Source organism: Massilia sp. TSP1-1-2 (assembly GCF_049896185.1).
In the GTDB taxonomy this organism is placed as follows: Bacteria; Pseudomonadota; Gammaproteobacteria; order Burkholderiales; family Burkholderiaceae_D; genus Telluria_A.
The window spans coordinates 166,733-188,130 of sequence record NZ_JAFCTU010000007.1; the positions used below are offsets into that span (position 1 = coordinate 166,733).

The window sequence follows — 21,398 nt, forward strand, 5'->3', positions numbered from 1 at the left end:
TATATATACAGAGTGCAATTTATTTGCCGCGCACGAATCGAAAATGATCGACAAACAACATGGCCTGATTCAGGCGCCTGAGGCCAGCCCGATGGCGTACAGCCGCGCGGGGCCGTCGTCAAGCTGCAGCACGCCCTGGTAGCGCATGCCGATCTTGAGCAGCAATGCATGCGAGGCATGGTTGTGCGGCGAGGTGATGGCCAGCAGGCGGCGCAAGCCGACCGCCTCGCGCGCGTGCACCAGCAGCGCGCGCGCCGCTTCCGTGGCGTAGCCGCGCCCGAAATGCGGCGGCAGCAAGCCGTAACCCAGGTCCACATCATCGAGCGCATCGCGCTTGATGAGACCAGCCATCCCGATCGGCTCGCCGCTGTGCAGCAGCTCAACCAGGTAAATCGAATGGCCGTGCGTCTGTTGCATGGCCACGGGGCCGGCGGCAATCGCCGCGCGCGCCGCCGGCAGCGTGCGGATGCCGCGGTCGCCGATATTGGCAATGAACGGTTCGCTGTTGAGTAGTTCCAGATAAAACGGCGCATCCTCCTCGTCGATGGTGCGCAGGCGCAGCCGTTCGGTATCGAGTATGTGCATGGCCATGGCAGTCAGCGTCCCAGTCGAAAGCCTGTTTGACCGGGCCGGCCCGGCAAGTTCAATGTCGCGCTGGCGCGCGGCGCTTCGCTTACCACCGCGCCGCGCCGCATCACCAGGCGGCGCGCGGCGCGCAGGCGGATCGCCTCGACCGTGCTGCCGGCGTCCAGCAGCACCAGGTCGGCGTGGCAGCCGGGCGCAATGCCATAGCCGGTCAAGCCCAGGATGTTGGCCGGTGTTTCGGTGACCGCCAAAAAGCAGCGGTGCATCGCTTCCTGGCCCGTCATTTGCGCCACGTGCAGGCCCATGTGCGCCACTTCGAGCATGTCGGCCGACCCCAGGCTGTACCACGGATCCATCACGCAGTCGTGGCCAAAGGCGACGTCGACGCCGGCGGCCATCAGTTCGGGCACGCGCGTCATGCCGCGCCGTTTGGGATAGCTGTCGTGGCGTCCCTGCAGCGTAATGTTGATCAAGGGGTTGGCAATGGCCGCAACGCCCGCCTCGGCAATGAGCGGCAGCAATTTACTGACATAGTAATTGTCCATCGAATGCATCGAGGTCAGGTGCGAGCCCGCCACCCTGCCCTGCAAACCGAGGCGCTGCGTTTCGTATGCCAGCGTTTCGATATGGCGCGACAAAGGGTCGTCCGATTCGTCGCAATGCATGTCCACGCGCAAGCCCTGCTCGGCGGCGTACTCGCACAGCAGCTTGACCGACGCGGCGCCTTCCTGCATGGTGCGCTCGAAATGGGGAATGCCGCCCACCACATCCACGCCCATGCCGATGGCGCGCTTCAGGTTGGCGAAAGCGCCCGGGCTGCGCAAAATGCCGTCCTGCGGGAAGGCCACCAGCTGCAGGTCGAGGTAGGGCGCGACGCGGCGCTTGACTTCCAGCAGCGCTTCGACGGCCAGCAGGCGGTCGTCGCAAATGTCGACATGCGAGCGGATCGCCAGCAAGCCGCGCGCCACGGCCCAGTCGCAGTACTGCATGGCGCGCTCGATCAAGGCATCCTGGGTCAGGCTCGGTTTCAGTTCGCCCCACAGGCTGATGCCTTCCAGTAGCGTGCCGCTCGCATTGACGCGCGGCAGGCCGACGCTCAGGGTGGCATCCATATGGAAATGGGCGTCCACGAAAGGCGGCGTGACCAAGTCGCCTTCGGCGTCAAATTCGCGCGCGCCTTGCAGCGGCAGGCGCTCGGCTACCGCGGCAATTGTTCCACCGTCGATGGCGATGTCGATGTTGCGCCGGCCGTCGGGCAGGCTGGCATTGCGAATCACGAAATCCATAACCGCTCCTGTGCTGGGGGAATCCTGATTGTAGTGCTTGAGTCGGATATGCGTCTAAGCGAATTATCTTTGTCAATCATGCATGCTGCATTGCAATATTTATTGGCGCCAATCTTGGAGAAAGTTCTTTTCAACACCAGCAATCATGGATAGACTAAGGAATATTGCACCGCATCACAAACATCCAAAGGACATCCCATGAGCACTCTTCCGGAACAGTTTTCCGCTGCGAGCAAGTCGCAAGTTGAAGCACAGATGAATTTCTTTCAAAATTTTACCGCAAGGGCACTCGAGAGCGCGCAGAAAATCGTCGCCCTGAACCTGAGCGTTTCGCGCGCGTCGATGGAGAAATCGTCGGCCGCCGTGGTCGAACTGCTGGCCGCCAAGGATCCGCGCGATCTGTTCGCGCTGACCAATCGGACCCAGGAAAGTATTGACGGCTTGCTGGCCTACAACCGCCAATTGATGGCGATTGCCACCGGCGCCGGCGCGGTGCTGGCCGACACGGTTGCCGACGCGAAGCCGGCAGCGCCACAGCCAGGGCTGGCCCTGGTCAAGCCGGAAGCTGAGCCGGAAGCTGAGCCGAAAGCTGAACTGGAAGCTGCGCCGCAAGCTGAACCGGAAGCTGTGCCGCCGGCGCAGTTGAACGCGCAGTTGGAAACCGAGCTGAACGCGCAGCTGAGCCCGGAACCGGCAGCGGTTGAATTTATCGCTCCGGTCGCCGAGCCGCAAGCCGCTGCCCCTGCGGTAGCGGTCGCCACCCCGGCTGCCCCGCTTGACGCGAAAGCCAAGCCCATCGCCAAGGCGCTCGGCAAGGTCGCGCACGGTACCGTGGCCGCCACGCCGGCCGCCGCGCCGGTGCCTGCAGTCGCCACCAAGCCGCTGGTTGTCACCGGCATCAAGCCGGTCGAGGCGTCGCCACCGCCAGCGCCCGTGTCGGGCAAACCGGTCGTCGCCCAGCAGCAGCTCGACTTGCCGACGGCCAAATCCAAGAAGAAGAAATAAAGAAGAAACAAGACCACAATCAGGCGCGCTCAGCGCCGATGGGCCAGAAGTAGTAAATTGACGGGCTTCGGCCCGTTAATTGTTTCTGGCCGCATCAATAGGGTGGGGAATGACTTTATCGCGGCTCGTCTTCAATTTCGTGCGTCGCCACTGGCCTTCCTACGTCTCGTCGGGCACCATGCTGATCGGCGTGGCCGCGTTTACCGTCCTCATTCCGCGCAAGGTGGGCGCCATGATCGACGGCCTGGCCGCGCACACGCTGGGCGCGCACGCCTTGCTGCTCGATATCGCGCAACTGCTCGGCATGGGCCTGGCGATCTACCTGCTGCGCGTGAGCTGGCGATTGCGCCTGTTCGCCGCCGCCTACCAGCTGGGCGTCGAACTGCGCACCCGCTTTTACGCACGCCTGTCGGCCCAGGGTCCGGCCTTCTATCAGCAGCAGCGCACGGGCGACCTGATGGCGCTTGCCACCAACGACATCGACGCCATTGAAATGGCGGCCGGCGAAGCGATGCTGGCCGGCTTTGACGGCTCGCTGACACTGGTGATGGTCTTGGGGATTATGATGCTGGGCGTCGACTGGCGCCTGGCCAGCATTGCGCTGCTGCCGTTCCCGCTGATGGCGTTCGCGTTCTGGCGCATCTCGCGCCACATCCATGTGGCAGCAACCGATTCGCTCAAGCGCTTCTCGGCCTTGAACGACCATGTGCAGGAAGCGCTGACGGGCGTACGTACGCTGCGCGCGCTGGGGCTGGAGCAGCACAGCGCAAAACAGTTCGGCGAGCTTGCCGCGCGCGCTGCCGACGCCAGCCTGGCCGCGCAAAAGTGGGAAGCGGCCTACGAGCCGGCAGTCGGCTGGACGCTGACCGCCGCCAGCGTGCTTACGCTCGGCCTGGGCGGCTACCTGGTGTGGGACAGTGAACTCAGCATCGGTTCACTGACCAGTTTTACGATGTACCTTGGCCAGCTGATCTGGCCCATGTTCGCGGCCGGCTGGGTGCTCTCGCTCATCGAACGGGGGCGCGCCGCGCTGGCGCGCGTGCAGCCGCTGCTGGACGCGCCGCTGTCGGTGGACGATGACGGCACCTTGAGCGCGCTCGCGAGCGGCCCTCTGGTGCTTGATGCCGTCACCTACGCCTACCCGGGCCAGGCCACGCCGGCGCTGGCCGGCATTTCACTGACGCTGCAGCCGGGCCAGACGCTCGGCCTGGTCGGGCCCACCGGCGCCGGCAAGACCACGCTGCTCAAGGTGCTGATGCGCCAGGTCACGCCGCAGCAAGGCAGCGCCTCGTGGGGCGCTCATGCCTTGGGCGACTATACGCTGGCAACCTTGCGCCGCGCGATGAGCTGGGTGCCGCAGGAGTCGTTCCTGTTTTCGGCCACCATTGCCGACAACATCGCACTGGCCCGGCCGCTCGCCACGCGCGCCCAGGTCGAGCATGCAGCCGACATGGCGGCGATCCACGACGACATTTTGCGTTTCCCGGCCGGCTACGAAACCCATGTGGGCGAGCGCGGCATCACCCTGTCGGGCGGCCAGCGCCAGCGCGTGGCCATTGCCCGCTCGCTGCTGGCCGACAGCAGTTTGCTGCTGCTGGACGACGCCCTCTCGGCGGTCGACACCGGCACCGAAACGCGCATCCTCGAGCATCTTGAAGAACTGCGGCGCGGCTCCAGGCAGCGCAGCGCCATCATCGCCAGCCATCGCTTGTCGGCGGTGGTGGGCGCCGACCTGATCGTCGTGCTCAAGGGCGGACGCATCACCGAATCGGGCACCCACGACGCACTGCTCGCGCACGGCGGCTGGTACGCCAGCCAGTGGCGCTACCAACAACTGGAGGCCAGTCTCGATGCACTCTGATACCACGCCCAAGGCGATGCGCGCGCAGGCGGCGCAAGCCTTCGCCCTGTTGCGGCGCGCCGCCCATCCCGACCGCCGCCACCTGGGCTGGGCCACCTTCTGGCTGATCCTGGCCGCCGGCCTGGAAGTGATCGGCCCGATCCTTGGCAAGGCGCTGATCGACGAACATCTGCTGCCGCGCCACCTCGACTGGCCGCGCATGGCCACCCTGCTGGGCGCCATGCTGCTGACCGGCTGGATCGCGTCCGGCCTGCGCTACCTGCAGCTGGTGCGCCTGTCGGGCCTGGCGATGCGCTCGGTGCAGCGCCTGCGCGAATGGGTGTTCGGCCATGTGCTGCGCCTGCCGATGGCGTTTTTCGACCGCGCCGTGACGGGCCAGCTGATCAGCCGCGTGACCAACGACACCGAAGCGGTCAAGACGTTGTACATCCAGGTGCTGTTTGCCATTCTCGACAGTCTGATCGTGCTGATCGGGACCATGATCGCCATGGCGTGGCTGGACTGGCGATTGATGCTGATCGTGCTGGCGCTGGTGCCGGCGGTGGTGGCCATCGTGTTCCTGTACCAGCGCCTGTCGGCGCCGGCCGTCACGCGCGCGCGCGCGCTGCGCAGCGAGATCAATGGCCAGATCGCGGAATCGATCAGCGGCATGAGCGTCCTGCAGGCCAATAATGCGCAATCGCGTTTTGCCGAGCGCTTCGCCGCCACCAACCACGGCCACTACAAGGCGCGCCTGGCCGAACTGCGGGCCAACGCGTTTTTGCTGCGGCCCGCGCTCGACTTTTTGAACGTGGTGCTGCTGGCGGTGGTGATCTACAGCTTTGGCCAGCGCGAGATGAATGCGATCGAGGTGGGCGTGCTGTACGCCTTTATCAGCTACATTGCGCGCGTAATCGAGCCGCTGATCCAGATCACCATGCAGTTCAGCGGCTTGCAGCAGGCAGTGGTGGCAACGGCGCGCGTGTCGGCCTTGCTGGACGAAGCGGGCGCGCCTGAACACGATGCCGGCAAGGGCGCTGCAGCACAGGGGGCGGGGCCGGTGGCCGGCGCGCCGGCGGTGGCAATTCGCAACCTGACGTTTGCGTATGCACCCGGACAGGATGTGCTGCACCAGCTTAGCCTGGCTGTGCCGCAGGGCGCGTTTTTCGGAATCGTCGGGCATACCGGCAGCGGCAAGTCGACGCTGCTCTCGCTGCTGCTGCGCTATTACCCGTCGCCGCCAGGCTGTATCGAGATCAACGGGCGGCCGCTGGACGCCATCGACAATGAACATTTTCGCGCTGCCGTGGGGCTGGTGCCCCAGGATCCGTTCCTGCTGGCGGCGTCCGCGCGCGAAAACATCGACATGGGGCGCGGCTTGCCGCACGCGGCGATCGAAGAGGCGGCGCGCGCGGCGCATGCGCACGGTTTCATCATGGCGCTCGAACATGGCTACGAGACCTCGCTCGGCGAAAGCGGCTCGCGCCTGTCGAGCGGACAAAAGCAGCTGATCGCCATTGCGCGCGCGCTGGCCGGCAAGCCGCGCATCCTGCTGCTGGACGAAGCAACGTCGCGCATCGACAGCCAGACCGAGCAGGTCGTGCAGGAGGCAATGAATGAATTGCGCGGCAAGGTAACCATCATCGCCATTGCGCACCGCTTGTCGACCATCCGCGACGCGGACCAGATCGTGGTGCTCAATCACGGCCGGATCGAGGAATCGGGACCGCATGATGCGCTGATGCAGATCGACGGTGGCCTGTATCAGCGCTTGTATTTGCTGCAGCAGCTGGCCGTGTAAGAGCGCGCCGAGGGTTTAGTTCGAGAACCCCTGCAGCGCCGGCTTCGCATCATGGCGCAAGCCCCACCATGGTTTGAAGGCGAGATTGCCAACGCGCGCCCGGTGCCAGGGCGCGTTGGCGTCAATCGGCCGCACCACGGCCGGCGGCGACACCAGCATCGCGGTGGTGTCGTCCGGCGCCGTGGTTCCGGCTACCAGCACCTGCTTGCCGAAGTGATTGGCGTACGCGATCCCCAGCGCCACATTGGTCAGCGCGGTGCCCGCCCCCATCTCGCCCAGCAGCGCCGGCGTATCGAAGGCCTGCTTCGTAAAGTCGACCGTGCCCAGCGCCGCCGCCAGGCTGGCACGGCGCGGCGCCGACGTTGCGCTCTGGTTGCCCGCATCGTGAATCACGTACCCGATGTCCGCTGGCCGCCGGCCCGCATTGCGCGTCGCTTCGGCCAGCGTGGCGGGCCACGTCGCGCCGGCCTTGCGGGTGGCCGGATAAGCCAGCCAGGCCAGCGGCGCGCGCTCGGTCTTGTAGGCGGGGCCGGCCAGCATCAGCAGCACCATGTTCTCGTTGATTTGCTTTTCCTTGGGCGGAAAACTCGGTGCGTCCCAGTTCATGACCCACACTGTCTGGTCCGGGTGCGCCTCGAGGTAGGCCAGCGCCGCCGACAGCGACGCGAAGCCGGCATTGGCCCCGCCGAGCGTGACCTGCACGTCCGGCGGCGTGGCGCGCGTCCACAGCGTGGGCGCGAACTTGTTGCCAATTTCAAAGCGGGCCGTGATGCTGTCGCGCGTGAACGCTGCCGCCGTGGCCGCATCCAGGCCGCTCTTGGGCAGCGCGTACTCGACATGGATGCCGGCCAGTTCGCGCCAGGTGCTCTTGTCTTGCAACGAGTAAGCGTTATAGAAATACTGGGAGCTTGAAAAATAATTCTCGTGGAATTGGCCGGTCAACTCCCGCACGTATTTTTGATGGTAGGAGGCCAACTTGGTTTTGCCTGCCTTGCCCTTGGCAATGGCGTTCAGCGCTTGCACCGAGGCATATTTCTTGGGTAAGGGCTTGGTGTCGGTCTTGTTCGGCTGGACCAGTCCCAGCGTCCACAGCAGTTGCCATTCGACCGGATAGTCGCGCCGCTGCAGGGGGTTGAGCCACTGCAGGCCGACCACTTGCGCCATGAAAGGTGCAACCACGACCGGCGCGCTGGCCTCCACCGCCGGCGCCGGGGGCGCGGCGCAGCCCGCCAACATGGCGCCAATGCTCACTGCCAGCACAACCCGGACCCGCCGTACACCGCGCGTGGAATTTTGTGTGAACATGAATAAGATTCTACATTGCTCTTAAATTAACGTTCCAGTGTGCGGCAAACGCGACTGTTGGTCAAGTCCTGTTCGTTCAGGCGGCGCGCCGGTTCCACCAATACCCGCCAACCAGCGCCAGCGCGCCGACGGCCAGGTAAGCGAGCGCCGAATGCGCGTTGGCCACGCCGTTAAAGCCAAAGGCATCGATCATCGGCACCGTGACGACATTGACGGCGACGTACAGGCCAAACAAGAACAGCGCCAGGAACAGGCGCGAGGTGCCGGCGCAGCGCCCGAACAAGCTGGCCAGCGCCGACAGGCACAGCACCCCGGCCACCAGCGCCAGGGCGCGCACCGGCTGCGTGAGCGAAAAGCGCAGCGCCACCATGCCCATGAACATGAAGCCGAGCAGCGCCGTGGCCGCGTACTGGCGCACGAAGCGCCGGATGACGCCCCCTTTCACGGCGCCCGTCATCTCTTGCGTATCAGCTTCCATATCACGCGTACTCAGGTTGCACACCAGGATGCCCCAACGCGCCGCCGAGAACATCAGGAGCGGACCGAGTGCCTTGGCTGGCACCACCATGGCGGCCAGCGTGATGCCCAGCACGGCGACGAGCGCGGACGGCGAAGTGACGAACGTGAGCGCGATGTCGGCCAGTACCTGGCCCGCCATGCCGGGCAGCCTGGCGGCCAGGCGAAACAGCGGCTGCACGGTTTTGGCGAGCGGGCGCAGCATCCCATCGAGCACGTCCAGCGGCGCGCGGCGTTTGGCCGCGCTCGAGATCTTGACCAGGTCGGGCGAAAAGCGGTGGAACAGCAGCACCGCCGGCAGCAGCGGCAGCAAGGCCAGCGCGCCTGACGCACAGCGCATGGCGACCAGCCTGGCCGACCATAGCGAGTGCGGCAGCGTCAAGGGCGCCAGTGCCGCGTCGAACGAGCCGCCGCCGAGCGAAATATTGGTCGTGTCGAAGCCTTGGCGAATCAGCAGCATGGCTGCGCCAATGCCGGAAAAATCGAACATCGTCACCAGCGGCACGTGGCGCGACACGCCCGCCGTGACGGCGATGGCCGCACTTAGCTGAAAACACCAGACAAAAAAGTACAGCACGTCGCCCGCCTTGCCCATCAGAGAAGCGACGCTGTCGAACAGGATCGCGCAGCTGACGGTAAAGAACAGCATCGGCAACAGCAGCAGCGCGTAGATCTGCAGGTAAACCAGCAGCGCGATCGGCCCGTCGCCGCGCACCAGGTGCAAGGCAAGCATGGTGCACATGAAGGCGACCATCAGCGCGCCCAGGTAGGCCACGCCGCCCGCCCAGCGGCTTACCAGAAACAGCGCATTGCCAACCGGCGTGGCGCCGATCACGCTGCCGATCCCGCTGCGCACGTCTTCAGCGACCCGGCCGCGCACCAGGTAAAACCCGCCCAGGCCAAACAGGATACAGGCCAGCGACGCGCTGCCGATGGCGATCACGTTGCTGGTATAGAGCACGCGCGTATTGTTGATGACGATGACGGCGTCGCCGCTTGCCGGGTCGCCCATCATGGCCCAGCTGATGATGGACACGGCCAGCAGCGCGACCAGGGTCGAGGTGCGGCGCAGGCGCAGCCTCACTTCATTCATCGCCAGCGCCTTGAAGGCGGCGAAGTTCACGCGGCCTCCTGGAGTGCCTGGCGCTGCGCCATCAACGCTTCTTCCAGGCTCGGCTCAACCAGCTGCGCCCCGGCGCACGGCGATTGACCGTGGGTGATGCGCAGCGCCACCGTCTGGCCCTGGCGCTGCGCGTGCAGCACGTGAACCCTGGCGCGCAGCGCGTCGTAGTCGGCCGCCTCGACGCTGGCCGCCCACACCCGCCCGCGCGCGTGGTTCAGGATCGCTTCGGGCGTGTCGCACACTACCAGGCTGCCCTTGTTCATGATGGCCAGCTGGCCGGCGATGGTCTCGACGTCGGACACGATGTGGGTCGAGATGATGACCAGCTTATTGAAGCCCAGGTCGGCCAGCAGGTTGCGAAAGCGCAGCCGCTCTTCCGGGTCGAGGCCCGCGGTCGGCTCGTCGACCACGAGGATCTCCGGGTCGTTCAGCAGCGCCTGCGCGATGCCGAGGCGGCGCCGCATGCCGCCCGAGAACGCGGCTGCGGGACGGTCGGCCTTGTCGTGCAGGTTCACCAGCTCGAGCAGGTAGCGGATGCGGGCCGGGTCGCGCACGCCCTTGAGCGCGGCGAAGTACTGCATGAATTCGAGCGCCGACAGATTCGGGTAGACGCCAAAGTCCTGCGGCAAAAAGCCAAGCCGGCGGCGCATGTGGTCGGGCTTCTTGACGATGTCGACGCCGTCGAAGACGATCTGGCCGCTGGACGGGCGCATCAAAGTGGCGATCATCTGCATCAAGGTGGTCTTGCCGGCGCCGTTGTGGCCGATCAGACCGACTACGCCGCGCTCGAGCGTGAGCGACACGTCGCTCACCGCAGTGACGTTCTTGCCGAATTGTTTGACGACGTTGCGGATCTCAAGCATGGCGATTCCTGGTCTGGAGGGTTGGTATGTAGGCAATGTAAGGCAGAGCGAGCGCGCCGTTGGGGGCAATCGGACAAAGCGCAGGAATCACGGCATAGAAGGCGAATCGGGCCGATGCGTCACCTGAGCTGCCAATCAATATTAAACAGACATGCATTTTATCCAACACATTCTGTATTTGTGCACATCACGAGAAAATTTCGATACTGGTTGAGATTTCCATGCTGCAACAAGAATATAATTACCGCCGTAGTCTCTCCACAAGACTATTAATCATTTGCAATGGGAACCGGATGTTGGCTAGGTCATCGGACAATTCGTGGGCTCGCAAGAGCCGCAGCATGCTGGCACCGCTATGCCTGCTGTCGTCGCTCGCCCTGGCCCAGCCGCCCACCATTCATGACCGTCTCGAGCAAGTGGCCGAAGAGCGCTTCGTGCCGCCCAGGGCGCGCGCCTTGCTGCTCAAGCTCGACGCCGAGTCGCGCAGCGCGCCGCTGCGCGACAAGGCAGACTACCTTGAATTACTCAGCTGGTCGCACCGAGCCAATGGCGACAACAAGACCGGCACTGCGGTTGCCGACGAATTGATGGCGCTGGCGCGCTCGAGCAAGGACAACCGCACGCTGGCCATGGCCCTGATGACGAAGGGTTATTCGGCCTTTGCAAACAATGAAAAAACTTTGTCGCACCAGCTGGTGTGGGAAGGCGAGCGGGTCGCCAACCTGACCGACGACCTGCAGCTGCGCACGCGCGCCACGCTCTCGTCGGGCGATGCGTATGTCGAAGACGGCAATTTTCCGGCTGCGCTGGGCAAGATCCAGGTCGGCCTGAAATTGGCGCGCGAGCTGGGCAAGCCGCGCCTGGTGGTCACCGCGCTCGATGCGCTGGCCACGCTGTACGGCCAGATGCACGAGTTTGACAAAGGTTTCGAAACGCTGGCCGAAGCGACGGCGATCGCCGAAAAGACCAACTCGCCTGGCCGCATGTCAGCGCTGAAATCGACCGAATACGGCCTGGCGATCCAGACCAACCAGCCGCAGCGCGGCCTGCGCGCGCTGCTGGCCGGGCTCGAATACGAAAAGCAGATCGGCGCGGATGGCATGATGGCGTCCTCGCTGGTCAACCTGTCGGACAGCTACCTGAAGGAGCGCGACTACCAGCGCACCATCGATTACGCGCTGCAGGCGATCGCCGCAGCGCAGAAAATCAACGACGACAATACCATCGCCACCGGCCGCCTGAACCTGGGCCAGGCCTTTCTGGGCCAGGGCCGCATGGCCGAAGGAAAAAAGAACTTCGAGGAAGGCCTGGCCTGGTATGAAAAATCGGGCAACAAGCCGGAGCTGCAAGATGTCTTGATCGAGTACGGCGCCGCGCTGGAACGCGCGGGCGACTACGCGGGCGCGGTCAAGGCTTATCACCGCGAGCGCGCAATCTCCAACGAGCTGTTCGAAAAGCGGCGCCAAAAGGCCACCTGGGAACTGCAGGAAAAGTACGAAGCGGAGAAAAAGCAGCGCCAGATCGAGCTGCTCAGCCGCGAGAACCAGCTCAAGACCACCGAGATCGACAACCGCCGCCTGCAGCAGCGCGTCTGGTGGCTGCTAGCCGTGGTCTTTGCGCTGGCCGCCGGCATCGTCGGCATCCTGTACCGCAAGGTGCGCCACGCGAACGCCCAGCTCAAGGTCAAGAACCTGGAACTAAAGCAGCAAAGTTCGCGCGATCCGCTCACGGGCCTGTACAACCGGCGCCACTTCCAGGAATTCATGCGCACCCACCTGCAGGTGGAAAAGCGCGGCGCCGGCACCTCCGGCGAAGAGATCGTGGGCGCCCTGTTCCTGCTCGACGTCGACCATTTCAAGCACGTCAACGACACCTTTGGCCACGCCGCCGGCGACGCCGTGCTGAAAATGATCTCCGACAGCATGCGCGACATCTTGCGCGAGACCGACATGATCGTGCGCTGGGGCGGCGAAGAGTTCCTCGCCTTCTTGCCGGCCATTCCGCGCAGCGGCGTCGAGGAAATCGCGCGCCGCCTGCTGGTGGGCATTTCATCGACCGTGATCGAGTACCAGGACACCAAGATTGCGGTGGATGTGTCGATCGGCTTTGCGCCGTTTCCGCTGGTGCCCGGCACCCACGCGCTGCCATGGGAGCGCGCTGTCAACCTGGTTGACATGGCGCTGTATCTGGCCAAGGCGCACGGGCGCAACCGCGCCTACGGTGTGCGCGGCTTTTCGAACTTCGAGCAAACTTCGATGGAATCGATCGAACAGGATCTGGAGCGCGCCTGGCGCGCAGGCTTCGTCGACCTGTCGATCGTGCTGGGCGGGAGCAGTGCGCCGCCGCTGCCGCGCACTGCCGGCGCGCCGGAGCAGCGCGCGCGCGTGTAAGGGCGGCGAGCCAGCTTGCCGAAAGGCGCCCGCCAAAGGCGCCCTGCCGTCGCCTTGTCGTCCTATTTGCCCGCTTCCTGGATCTTCTCCCCCGCCTGCTCGACCTTCTTGCCCACTTCGACGGTCGCCTTGTCGATGCCGCGGCTGGCGTCGGCAGTGGCTTCCTCAATATTTGAACGCGTCTGCTGCGCGGCGTCCTTCATCGCCTTTTGCGCTTCATTGGCCTTGTCGATCGGCTTGTGCAGTTCGGCCGCAATCTGGTCGCCCGTCTTGTCGAGGGCGGCGCCCGCCTTTTGCGCCGGCCCTACCGGCTCGCCCGGCTTGGTACAGGCGCCCAGCGCTGCGAGCATGGCAAGCGCGACGGCGCTGCGGGTAAAAATAGTCGTGTTCATGGTGCCCTCATACGGTTGTGGTTGCCCTGTAGCATACACCCGCGCACGAGATTACGGTTGACAGTTGCTGCTGCAATCCTGACAATAGAACGACCGTTCGATTTTCAGAGAAAGAGACCGCCATGACCTTGCACACTGCCAGCGCGCACCGGATTTGTCCATTTTGCGAAGCCGCCTGCGGCCTCGCACTCGATCTGGAAGAGCGCAAGGTGGTGCGCATCCGGGGCGACGCCAAGGACGTGTTCTCGCACGGCTTTTTGTGCCCCAAGGCGATCGGTCTGAAAGACTTGCACGACGACCCGGACCGCCTGCGTACGCCCCTCATCAAGCGCGCCGGCGTCTTTATGGAAGCGAGCTGGGAAGAAGCCTACGCCGAAATTGAACGGCGCCTGCCTTCCATCATCGCCGCCGGCGGGCCGAACGCGGTGGCCACCGTGCTCGGCAACCCGGTCTCGCACAAGATGGGCCTGTCGCTCTACTTTCCGCCTCTAGCCCGCGCACTTGGCACGCGCAATATGTTCTCGGCCTCGAGCGTGGACCAGATCCCCAAGATGCTCGCGTGCGGCCTGATGTTCGGCAGCTGGATGTCGGTGCCGGTACCCGACATCGAGCGTTCCGATTTTCTACTCATGCTGGGCGCCAATCCCATGGTCTCGAACGGCAGCCTGTGGACGGTGCCCGACTTTCGCGGCAAGGCCAAGGCGCTGCGCGCGCGGGGCGGCCAGATTGTCGTCATCGACCCGCGCCGCACCGAAACGGTGGCCGTGGCTGACGTCCACCACTTTATCCGGCCCGGGGCCGACGTCTTTTTCCTGCTCGGGATCGCACACACGCTGTTCGACGAGCAGCTGGTGCGCCTGGGCCGGCTGGACGGGCACGTTGCCGGCGTGGCCGAACTGGGCGCGGCGCTGCGCGCCTTCGCACCCGAGGCCATGGCCGGGCGCTGCGGCATTGGCGCGGCCACCATGCGCGAGCTGGCGCGCACGCTTGCGGCCACGCCGCGCGCCGCCGTGTACGGGCGCATCGGTACCTGCACCCAGCAATTTGGCACGCTGTGTTCGTGGCTGATCGACGTCATCAACGTGCTCTCGGGCCATCTGGACGAGGAAGGCGGTGCGATGTTCCCCAAGGCGGCTGCCTTTGCCGCCAACACGCGCGGCGCGCCGGGCGCCGGGCGCGGCATTGTCAGCGGCCGCTATCGTTCGCGCGTCTCGGGCGTGCCCGAAATGCTCGGCGAACTGCCGCTGACCTGCCTGGCCGAAGAAATCGACACGCCCGGCCCCGGCCAGATCAAGGCGCTGATCGCCATTGGCAGCAATCCGGTGCTGTCGGCGCCGAACGGCGCGCGCCTGGCTGCCGCGCTCGACGGGCTCGACTTCATGGTCAGCATGGACATCTACCTCAATGAAACCTCGCGCCACGCCGACGTGATCTTGCCGGGACTGTCGCCGCTGGAAGAAGCCCATTACGACGTCACCTTCACCCAATTCTCGCATCACAACCATGCGCGCTACAGTGCGCCCGTGCTGGCGCGCGCGCCCGGCCAGCCCGAAGAATGGGAGAGCATGCTGCGCATCGCGGCCATCGCCATGGGACTGGGCGCGCAGGCCGACATCGGCGCGCTGGACGACGCCGCGCTCGAGCAGGAGGTGCACAAGACGATGGGGGCGGCTGCTCCCGCCGTGCTGGCCGCGCTGGCGCCGCTCAAGGGCGCCGAGCGCAAGCTGGAACTGGCGCTGCGCAGCGGTCCGTATGGCGACCAGTTCGGCGCGCAGCCGGGCGGACTGACGCTGGCGCGCCTCAAGGCCGCGCCTTCGGGGATCGACCTGGGTCCCATGGGCGCGCGCATTCCCGAAGCGCTGCGCACCGCATCGGGCAACATCGAACTGGCGCCGCAGATGCTGCTGGACGACCTGGCGCGGGTGCAGGCCGACCTGGCCTCGCCGGTGCCGGACCTGGTCATCATCGGGCGGCGCCAGCTGCGTTCAAACAACAGCTGGATGCACAATCTGCCGGTGCTGGCCAAGGGCGCCTACCGCTGCACGGCGCTGGTGCACCCGCACGACGCCGCGCGGCTCGGGCTGGCCGACGGCGCCCGGGCCCAAATTAGCAATGGCGCGCGCCAGATCGTCGCGCAGGTAGAAGTGTCGGACGACATGATGCCGGGCGTGGTGAGCCTGCCGCACGGCTGGGGCCATGATTTGCCGGGCACGCAGCTGGGCGTGGCGGCCGAGCGGCCGGGCGTGAACTTGAACGCGCTGCTCGATGAGAATTTGCGCGATCCCTTGTCGGGCAATGCGGTGCTGTCGGGGATCGCGATCAAGATGCAGGCGCTGGGGTAATTCAAAAGCCCAAACCGGCATCGTCCTCGCGCGGCTTATTCTGCCGTGCTGCGCAATCAGAATGTCGGCGCCGACGGCGGATCCGACCTTGCGGCCGGTCGCAGGCGCCGCATTGGACGCGGCTCTGCGCGCGGCGCCTGCCCACGTTCGATCCGGTCGATATCGACAAAACTTAAGGGGCGCTGGAGCGCGCGCTGGCCTTGCGAATAATCGAGCGTGGCGGCCAGCCAGGTTTCCAGTCCGGCTTCCACCTGCGCCGTTTGGCGATTAATCTGCGCCACGTCGGCCGTGAGCGCCGCCGCATCCTGGCATGCGCGAAAATGCTTGACCTCGCGCGCGACGCGGCGAATCTCGTGGTTCGAGGTGGAATAGTTCGGAAATACGGGCGCGGCGCAAGCCTGCGTGTCAGCCTTAAACGCGGCCTGAGCAGCGGCCTGAGCAGCGGCCTGAGCAGCGGCCTGAACAGCGGCAGACATCAGCAGCAACGCGAACAATGCCAGCGGTTTCGCTTGGTTCATGGCATCTTCCTGTCAGGATAGGATTGAGAGGCCACCTTACGCCGGTTTCGGTGCGTGCGGCGCAAAAGTTACAAGACGATACTTTCCGCTTAAATGCAGCGATCCTCCACCCACACCCGCCCCGCCGCCACGCAGCGCTCGCGCTCGCGCAGCATGCGGTCAGCATGCACCTTGAACGCGGCGCATTCGCGGTTGCCTTCATCGACCATGGTGATGCACGTTTCGAGCTTGTCGACGGCGGCGCGGTAATTACCGGCGCGCAGCGCCCGTTCCGCTTCGTCGATCAGGTTGCGCGCGGACTGTCCCGGCGCCGGCGCGGGCAGCACCGGGCGCGAACGCTCGATCACTTCGGGCGGCGGCAACGGCGCCAGCGGCGGCGCGGCCGCGCGCCGTTCATTGATGCGCGCCTTGAGCTTGCGCGATTCCTCATCCTCGTTCCAGCGCTTGGTGAACTGCGACAGGCGCGCCTGCGCCCGACCGAAATCGCCTTCGGCAAGCGCGCTTTCGACCGCGTTGGTGGTGTCGCCCCAGGCCTTGTCGCGCTGCTTTTTCTTGCCGCAGGTGGCGCTCGCCGTGCTGATGGCCGACTGCAGGCGCTCGAGTTGCGCGGGCGTGGCGCGCGTCATGCGCAGTGCGATGAGCTCGGACTGTGCGTCGTTCAGGCGGCATTCGGCGCTGGCGGTCATCGCGCTTTCAATGCGCGATTCGATTTTCTTGGCGGCGTTCGGCTTTGCGTAAATCCAGATCAGCCATAGCGCCGCCAACGCGACCAGCCACCAGCGCAGGCGCACCGGTTCGCGCCTTGGCGGGGCTGCAGCTCCCATGGGGGCGGGCTTGGCCAGTGGCGGCGTGGGAGGTGGCGGGGACGGAGGGGGCGCGGGAGGCGGTGGGGGCGCGGCAGGCGGCAGCGCCTCCGGCACGACAATGACCGGCGCGGCAGCCATCTCCGGCACCACTGCCGCTTCGTCCGCTTCGACGGCACGCTCCGATTCGTAGGCGGCCTGGTACTCAACCTGGTGCCCGCCCTGGCCCTCAGTTTGACGCTCGACCAGATACTCGGCCTGCACCGGGCGCGCCACATGAGACGGATTGACGACGCCGTCGTGCTGGCCGGTGCCGCACCAGGGACAAAAATTCACCCTGCGCGGCAGCTGCCGCGCGCAGGCCGCGTGGATGCAGCGATAAATCACTTGGTCTTGCAGGTTCATTGCCGTCATTCCGGATCGGGGATGTCATTGTCAGGGTCGGGGATGGCGCTGTCGAACAGCTCAGATAGTTCTGGCATGTCGCCCGCTGCCTTCCACTTGTCGGCCTTGGGATTCCACTGCATATGCCATACTTTAGTCGCAGGGCCGATTTCGGCGCGCGCGATGCGCAAGGCGATTTCATCGAGCAAATACGGACCATGCTGAGCGCCATTCAAAAATACCTTGAAGCGCGCCGGCGCCGGGGCCATACCCGCACCCGTACTTGCACCCGCATTTGCACCCGTACTTGCACCCGCATTTGCACCCGCATTTGCACCCGCACTTGCACCCGTACTTGTACCCGCATTTGCACCCAACGCCGCACCTGCCGCCAACGTCGCTGGCGCAACCTCCTTGCGTTCCTGCAGCGCGACGGCCGCCTCGGCCTCGCTGGCCAGCACATCGGGCTTGATCACCCGCTTGTCCACCGGCCGCTCCACTTCCCACGCATAGGCGTCGCTGGCCGAATTGGGCACCAGGTCGGTCCAGGCAAGCATGCTGGCGGCGGCGGCGTCGATGTCGCGCGTGGTGAGGCTCGGTGTCATGCTGCGCGCGCGCCGGAACCAGTCCTCGTACAGACGGCGCGCGGTAATGTTGGGCAGCGACGGCGACGGCAGCTGGGCGCCGGTTTCGTCCACTTCCAGCTTCGGCTCGTACACGCGCTGCTGATAGTGGCGCATCAGCGCCGTGAGCAGCGTGAGCTGGCTGGGCCCGAGGTTGGCGAGGCGCTGCTGGACGGCGGTGACGACCTGCTCGCGGTAATACGCGGGCAAGCCGTTCGAGCGGATCGCAAACTCGTTCCCGATCTGCAGCCACTCGCCCGAACCGGGTTCCACTTCAAACAGATACTGGCCGCGCGGCTGGAAAGACGCTTCGCGGTCGGCCAGGTCCGGTTTGCGCCGGATGACGCCGAGCGCATTGGCCTGCAAGAACCACTCGTAGTCGTCGGCCAGGCGATTGAGTTCTTCCATCGACGGTGAAATCGGATGGCGAAAGCGCGTCGCATCAAAATGCAGGTGAGTCGGGATTTTCGGGTTTTCGATCTGGTACGAGGTGCGCCAGGTCGGCAGCCCGCGCAGCACCGTCATCGGGTAGCCTGACAATTCAATGTAGCACACGGCCTTGCCGCTGATGCCCGTGTTGACGATCGAGACCAGGTCGCCGTGGAAGGAGCCGGTCGGCACCGCCGCCTTGATTTCATCTTCCAGCTTGCGCCAGGCGTTGACGTCGCCCACGCCAATGAAGCACTTGAACTGGTCGGCCTTGGGCGTGAACTCGGCCGAAAAGCGTGCGTTCACCCACGGCATGGCGCTCTTGATCCATTCATTGAAAATGCGCTGGCGCTCCTGCGGCGACATGGCGCCCAGGCGTTCGAGCAGCGGGTCGACCGGTTCCTCGCCGGCCAATTGCTCGACGCTTAACTGGGTCTGCGCGCGCCTGAACAGTTTGAGCAGCAAGCTGGCGCGCAGGCGGTCGTCGCCCAGCTGCGGGAACAGGCGCGACGAGCCGCCGAATTCAAGCAGCACTTCTTCGCTCCAGCCTTGAATGTCGCCGGTCAGTTTCACCGGCTCGGGCAGCACGTCGCTGGCCAATTTGATATAGGTGGCGTGTTCGTGGCGCGCGTCGGCGCGCAGCTGGTCGATGCGCTGGTCGACGGCGCCGAGCATGGCCTGCACGCAGCGCCGCCCTTCCTGGAATTCGCCGGCAATGCCGCTCCATTCGGCCTGGCCGGTGTCGTCGGTCGAGAGCGGGTCGCCCAGCCAGGCCGACATGCCGCGCATGACTTCGACGGCCTGACCGGAGGCAACGGCGAGCATGTGAAAGCGCAGATAGTCGGCGATGTCGCGCTTGAGGTGGGCCATGATTTCGCGCGCCTGCGCATCCTTGCCGAACAGTTTTCCGGCCGCCTGTCCCAAGTTGCCGAGCGACTCCTCGACCTGGCGCGTGCGCAGCGCGTCGCGAATGTCGCGGTAGCGCTTGCCGTTGCGTTCGGCGTTGCCCAGGTCGCGCTGCAGCAGGCGCGCCTTGATCTGTTCAAGCAGCGAGAGCACGAATTCAAGGCCGCCCTGCTTGCGGTCGTCCAGCAGCGCATACAGCTGGTCGCGCGCGCGGCCCTTCAGGCGCGTCATCAGTTCCACGGTGTGGCGCTTGATGCGGTCTTCGCTGGTTTCGGCGGTGGCGCCGGCTTCGCGGATCGCATCGCGCTCCAGGTGCGGCAGCAGTTCGGCCACCTTTTCGCGCCACAGGCCCAGGTCGAACGAGGCCATGATGCGGTCCATCTCGTGCTGCACCTTGCTTTCGACGCGCTCGAGCAGCGAGCGCTGGTCCTTGTCCATCAGAAGCTGGCCGGTGAGCGCATATTCCTGGAACGGCGTGACGTCGACCGTCCCCTTGCGAAAGTCCGGAAATTCATCGAACGGGCTTTCGCTCATCGACATCTGCTCGCGCATGAAGATGTCGCGTTCCTGGTCGCCGGCGCGGCGCGCGGCCGTGCCGTCGCTGCCGATCAGGCCAAAGAAGGCCTTGACCATCAGCGCGGCCAGTTCGTAGGCGCGGATATCGTCGCGCAGGCTTTGCTGGGTGTCGAGCACCGCCTGGCCGAAGGCCGAATACACCTTGGAGTACGACAGGCGCATGTCGCCGAAGCGCTGCTCGGGCACGCGCGGATTGAACGGCCCCAGTTTGTGCTGCTGCTGGTTGACCGCGATCGAGCGCTTTTTATTCGCAAAATCGGCCGAGGCGAAGTCTTCGAACAAGGTGTCGGCCACCATCTGGTAGACGTCCTTGATGTCCTGCGTGGCCTTGTTGGCCAGGTTGGCGGTGTCGACAAAATACACGTCGTCGAACGGCGCGCCCTTGCCCACCAAGCTGTCCGGCTCGGCCCAACGCACCTGCGCGTTCATGTCGCGCATGGTCGTTTCCAGCTCCATCAGCGTGGCGTAGGCGTTGGCCTCGGTGCGTTCCTTGTTGGCCTTGGCGTAACCGGCGGGCATGAACATCACCAGGTCAACCTGGTTGTCCGACACTTCCTGGCGCGCGATGGCCTTGCTGATCCAGCCCAGGTCGATCGCCGTGCCGGCGCCGGTGCCGCCCGCGCACGAAGCGATGACGACGATGCGGAACTTGGACGTATCGACCTGTAAACCCAGGCGCTGGTAGGTTTCCTTGCGCTCGTTGCCGGCATTGCTGCTCAAGAAATTGAGCGCGCCCTTGATGCGCCCGCGCAGCTTGGGGTATTTGTCGAACAGGTACAGGCGCGCCACGGCGCGAATCTGGCCGGCGCCCTTGGAAGGATCGATGCCCAGCGAACGCAGTTTTTTGGGGCGCAGCGGCATCCACGATTCGATCAGCGGAAAGCGCGACAGGCTGTCGTCGGACTCGTGATACTGCTGCAGGTCGATCGGCTCGATCAGGCGCTCTTCGTCGGTCAGCTTGACCAGCTCGAACCACGGGTCGCTGCGCTGGGATTTTCCCTCGTCGATGATGGCGTTGTTGTCCAGGTCGAAGTGCAGGAAGCGCGCGACCGGAAACTGGCCGATCGCTTCGACCCGGGTCGGATTGTGGCGGTTCCACACTTCCGACAGGATGCGGCGCCGGATGCGCAGCATCACTTCCATGCCGGTGCCGCCGGCGCCGATGAACAGCGTGGGGCGCAGGTCGATCTTCAGTTCTTCCTTTTTGCCGCTACCAGTGTTGGGAAACTCTGCCATATTCTCTTCTCGATCTTTTCAATAAGGTTCAGCGACGGCCGACGAACAGCGCCGCAACCAATGCAACCAGGCCGACGATGACCAGCGGCGCGGTGACCGCGAAGGTCAGGAACTTGCTGGCGTTGATAATGGCCAGCACCGCCGCGGCGCTAACGAACGACAGGCCGACGAACAGCAGCCAGCCGGCGCTGCCGGCAGAAGACGGCGCCACGCGCTTGACCACGAGGTGGTGCACGTAGGCGTTACGCACAAAGAAGTAGATGATCAACAAGACCATGAACACGGCACCGCCGATAGCCAGGTCGCGCGACGAGGTGTCGGTGACGGGCGCGCCCGCGACCGGAGTCACTTCGACCGGCATGTTGGCATTGCTGTCGGGCGTTTTTGGCAACGGGTCTTTGGATGCCTTGTCGTCCTCGGGCAGCTTGAAGCCTGGGTCGGGTTGTGGTGGCTGGTTGATTTGCATGCGTGATCC

General features: G+C 65.1%; 15 protein-coding genes. 5 read left to right on the forward strand and 10 right to left on the reverse strand.

Features of this window, described 5'->3' with window-relative positions:
* Positions 1-69: 69 nt before the first annotated feature.
* Both ACP7BV_RS08545 and ACP7BV_RS08550 read right to left on the reverse strand, forming a co-directional pair.
* Complete coding sequence (locus tag ACP7BV_RS08545) at positions 70-591, reverse strand: GNAT family N-acetyltransferase (RefSeq protein ID WP_426103380.1); 522 nt, start codon at positions 589-591, stop codon at positions 70-72.
* 5 nt (positions 592-596) lie between these two features.
* Complete coding sequence (locus ACP7BV_RS08550) at positions 597-1,871, reverse strand: amidohydrolase family protein (protein WP_426103381.1); 1,275 nt, start codon at positions 1,869-1,871, stop codon at positions 597-599.
* Between the two features lie 198 nt (positions 1,872-2,069).
* Here ACP7BV_RS08550 and ACP7BV_RS08555 point away from each other — a divergent pair, with 198 nt between their 5' ends.
* The 3 genes from ACP7BV_RS08555 (at position 2,070) to ACP7BV_RS08565 (ending at position 6,517) form a co-directional block, all read left to right on the forward strand.
* Complete coding sequence (locus ACP7BV_RS08555) at positions 2,070-2,876, forward strand: phasin family protein (RefSeq protein ID WP_426103382.1); 807 nt, start codon at positions 2,070-2,072, stop codon at positions 2,874-2,876.
* A 109-nt stretch (positions 2,877-2,985) separates the two neighbouring features.
* Positions 2,986-4,737, forward strand: a complete 1,752-nt coding sequence (locus ACP7BV_RS08560; RefSeq protein WP_426103383.1) for an ABC transporter ATP-binding protein — start codon at positions 2,986-2,988, stop codon at positions 4,735-4,737.
* Entirely contained in the window at positions 4,727-6,517 is a 1,791-nt protein-coding gene (locus tag ACP7BV_RS08565; RefSeq protein WP_426103384.1) for an ABC transporter ATP-binding protein, read from the forward strand. Before ACP7BV_RS08560 ends, ACP7BV_RS08565 begins: the two co-directional genes overlap by 11 nt.
* Before the next feature lie 15 nt (positions 6,518-6,532).
* Here the strand turns inward: ACP7BV_RS08565 and ACP7BV_RS08570 are convergent, their stop codons facing one another.
* The 3 genes from ACP7BV_RS08570 to ACP7BV_RS08580 all read right to left on the reverse strand — a co-directional run bounded on the left by ACP7BV_RS08570 (position 6,533) and on the right by ACP7BV_RS08580 (position 10,324).
* Positions 6,533-7,822 (reverse strand): hypothetical protein, encoded by a 1,290-nt coding sequence (locus ACP7BV_RS08570; RefSeq protein WP_426103385.1) that lies wholly within the window; start codon positions 7,820-7,822, stop codon positions 6,533-6,535.
* 76 nt (positions 7,823-7,898) lie between these two features.
* Positions 7,899-9,461, reverse strand: coding sequence for a hypothetical protein (locus ACP7BV_RS08575; RefSeq protein WP_426103386.1), 1,563 nt, complete (start codon positions 9,459-9,461; stop codon positions 7,899-7,901).
* A complete protein-coding gene (locus ACP7BV_RS08580; RefSeq protein ID WP_426103387.1) occupies positions 9,458-10,324 on the reverse strand; it encodes an ABC transporter ATP-binding protein in 867 nt (288 codons plus the stop codon). Before ACP7BV_RS08580 ends, ACP7BV_RS08575 begins: the two co-directional genes overlap by 4 nt.
* 341 nt (positions 10,325-10,665) lie before the next feature.
* On the opposite strand from ACP7BV_RS08580, the gene ACP7BV_RS08585 reads away from it, so the two are divergent.
* Complete coding sequence (locus ACP7BV_RS08585) at positions 10,666-12,714, forward strand: diguanylate cyclase (RefSeq protein ID WP_426103388.1); 2,049 nt, start codon at positions 10,666-10,668, stop codon at positions 12,712-12,714.
* Positions 12,715-12,776: 62 nt separating this feature from the next.
* On the opposite strand, the gene ACP7BV_RS08590 is transcribed toward ACP7BV_RS08585, so the two are convergent.
* Positions 12,777-13,106 carry a hypothetical protein gene (locus ACP7BV_RS08590; protein ID WP_426103389.1) on the reverse strand — a complete coding sequence of 110 codons (330 nt, stop codon included), beginning with the start codon at positions 13,104-13,106 and terminating at the stop codon, positions 12,777-12,779.
* Positions 13,107-13,228: 122 nt separating this feature from the next.
* Between ACP7BV_RS08590 and ACP7BV_RS08595 the strand changes: the two genes are divergently transcribed.
* Positions 13,229-15,448 (forward strand): molybdopterin-dependent oxidoreductase, encoded by a 2,220-nt coding sequence (locus ACP7BV_RS08595; protein WP_426103390.1) that lies wholly within the window; start codon positions 13,229-13,231, stop codon positions 15,446-15,448.
* A gap of 56 nt (positions 15,449-15,504) precedes the next feature.
* On the opposite strand, the gene ACP7BV_RS08600 is transcribed toward ACP7BV_RS08595, so the two are convergent.
* From ACP7BV_RS08600 to ACP7BV_RS08615, 4 genes are all read right to left on the reverse strand, one after another.
* Positions 15,505-15,966, reverse strand: coding sequence for a hypothetical protein (locus tag ACP7BV_RS08600; RefSeq protein ID WP_426103391.1), 462 nt, complete (start codon positions 15,964-15,966; stop codon positions 15,505-15,507).
* A gap of 89 nt (positions 15,967-16,055) precedes the next feature.
* Positions 16,056-17,174, reverse strand: coding sequence for a hypothetical protein (locus tag ACP7BV_RS08605; protein ID WP_426103392.1), 1,119 nt, complete (start codon positions 17,172-17,174; stop codon positions 16,056-16,058).
* 5 nt (positions 17,175-17,179) lie between these two features.
* Entirely contained in the window at positions 17,180-20,923 is a 3,744-nt protein-coding gene (locus ACP7BV_RS08610) for a tubulin-like doman-containing protein (RefSeq protein ID WP_426103393.1), read from the reverse strand.
* Between the two features lie 28 nt (positions 20,924-20,951).
* A complete protein-coding gene (locus ACP7BV_RS08615) occupies positions 20,952-21,389 on the reverse strand; it encodes a hypothetical protein (RefSeq protein WP_426103394.1) in 438 nt (145 codons plus the stop codon).
* Positions 21,390-21,398: the final 9 nt, after the last annotated feature.

Bases quoted from the DNA above. Each gene is read 5' to 3' on its own strand.
- ACP7BV_RS08570 (WP_426103385.1), bottom strand. From the start codon at position 7,822: ATGTTCACACAAAATTCCACGCGCGGTGTACGGCGGGTCCGGGTTGTG.
- ACP7BV_RS08610 (WP_426103393.1), bottom strand. From the start codon at position 20,923: ATGGCAGAGTTTCCCAACACTGGTAGCGGCAAAAAGGAAGAACTGAAG.
- ACP7BV_RS08565 (WP_426103384.1), top strand. From the start codon at position 4,727: ATGCACTCTGATACCACGCCCAAGGCGATGCGCGCGCAGGCGGCGCAA.
- ACP7BV_RS08560 (WP_426103383.1), top strand. From the start codon at position 2,986: ATGACTTTATCGCGGCTCGTCTTCAATTTCGTGCGTCGCCACTGGCCT.
- ACP7BV_RS08595 (WP_426103390.1), top strand. From the start codon at position 13,229: ATGACCTTGCACACTGCCAGCGCGCACCGGATTTGTCCATTTTGCGAA.
- ACP7BV_RS08615 (WP_426103394.1), bottom strand. From the start codon at position 21,389: ATGCAAATCAACCAGCCACCACAACCCGACCCAGGCTTCAAGCTGCCC.
- ACP7BV_RS08605 (WP_426103392.1), bottom strand. From the start codon at position 17,174: ATGAACCTGCAAGACCAAGTGATTTATCGCTGCATCCACGCGGCCTGC.
- ACP7BV_RS08600 (WP_426103391.1), bottom strand. From the start codon at position 15,966: ATGAACCAAGCGAAACCGCTGGCATTGTTCGCGTTGCTGCTGATGTCT.
- ACP7BV_RS08590 (WP_426103389.1), bottom strand. From the start codon at position 13,106: ATGAACACGACTATTTTTACCCGCAGCGCCGTCGCGCTTGCCATGCTC.
- ACP7BV_RS08585 (WP_426103388.1), top strand. From the start codon at position 10,666: ATGCTGGCACCGCTATGCCTGCTGTCGTCGCTCGCCCTGGCCCAGCCG.
- ACP7BV_RS08550 (WP_426103381.1), bottom strand. From the start codon at position 1,871: ATGGATTTCGTGATTCGCAATGCCAGCCTGCCCGACGGCCGGCGCAAC.
- ACP7BV_RS08545 (WP_426103380.1), bottom strand. From the start codon at position 591: ATGGCCATGCACATACTCGATACCGAACGGCTGCGCCTGCGCACCATC.
- ACP7BV_RS08580 (WP_426103387.1), bottom strand. From the start codon at position 10,324: ATGCTTGAGATCCGCAACGTCGTCAAACAATTCGGCAAGAACGTCACT.
- ACP7BV_RS08555 (WP_426103382.1), top strand. From the start codon at position 2,070: ATGAGCACTCTTCCGGAACAGTTTTCCGCTGCGAGCAAGTCGCAAGTT.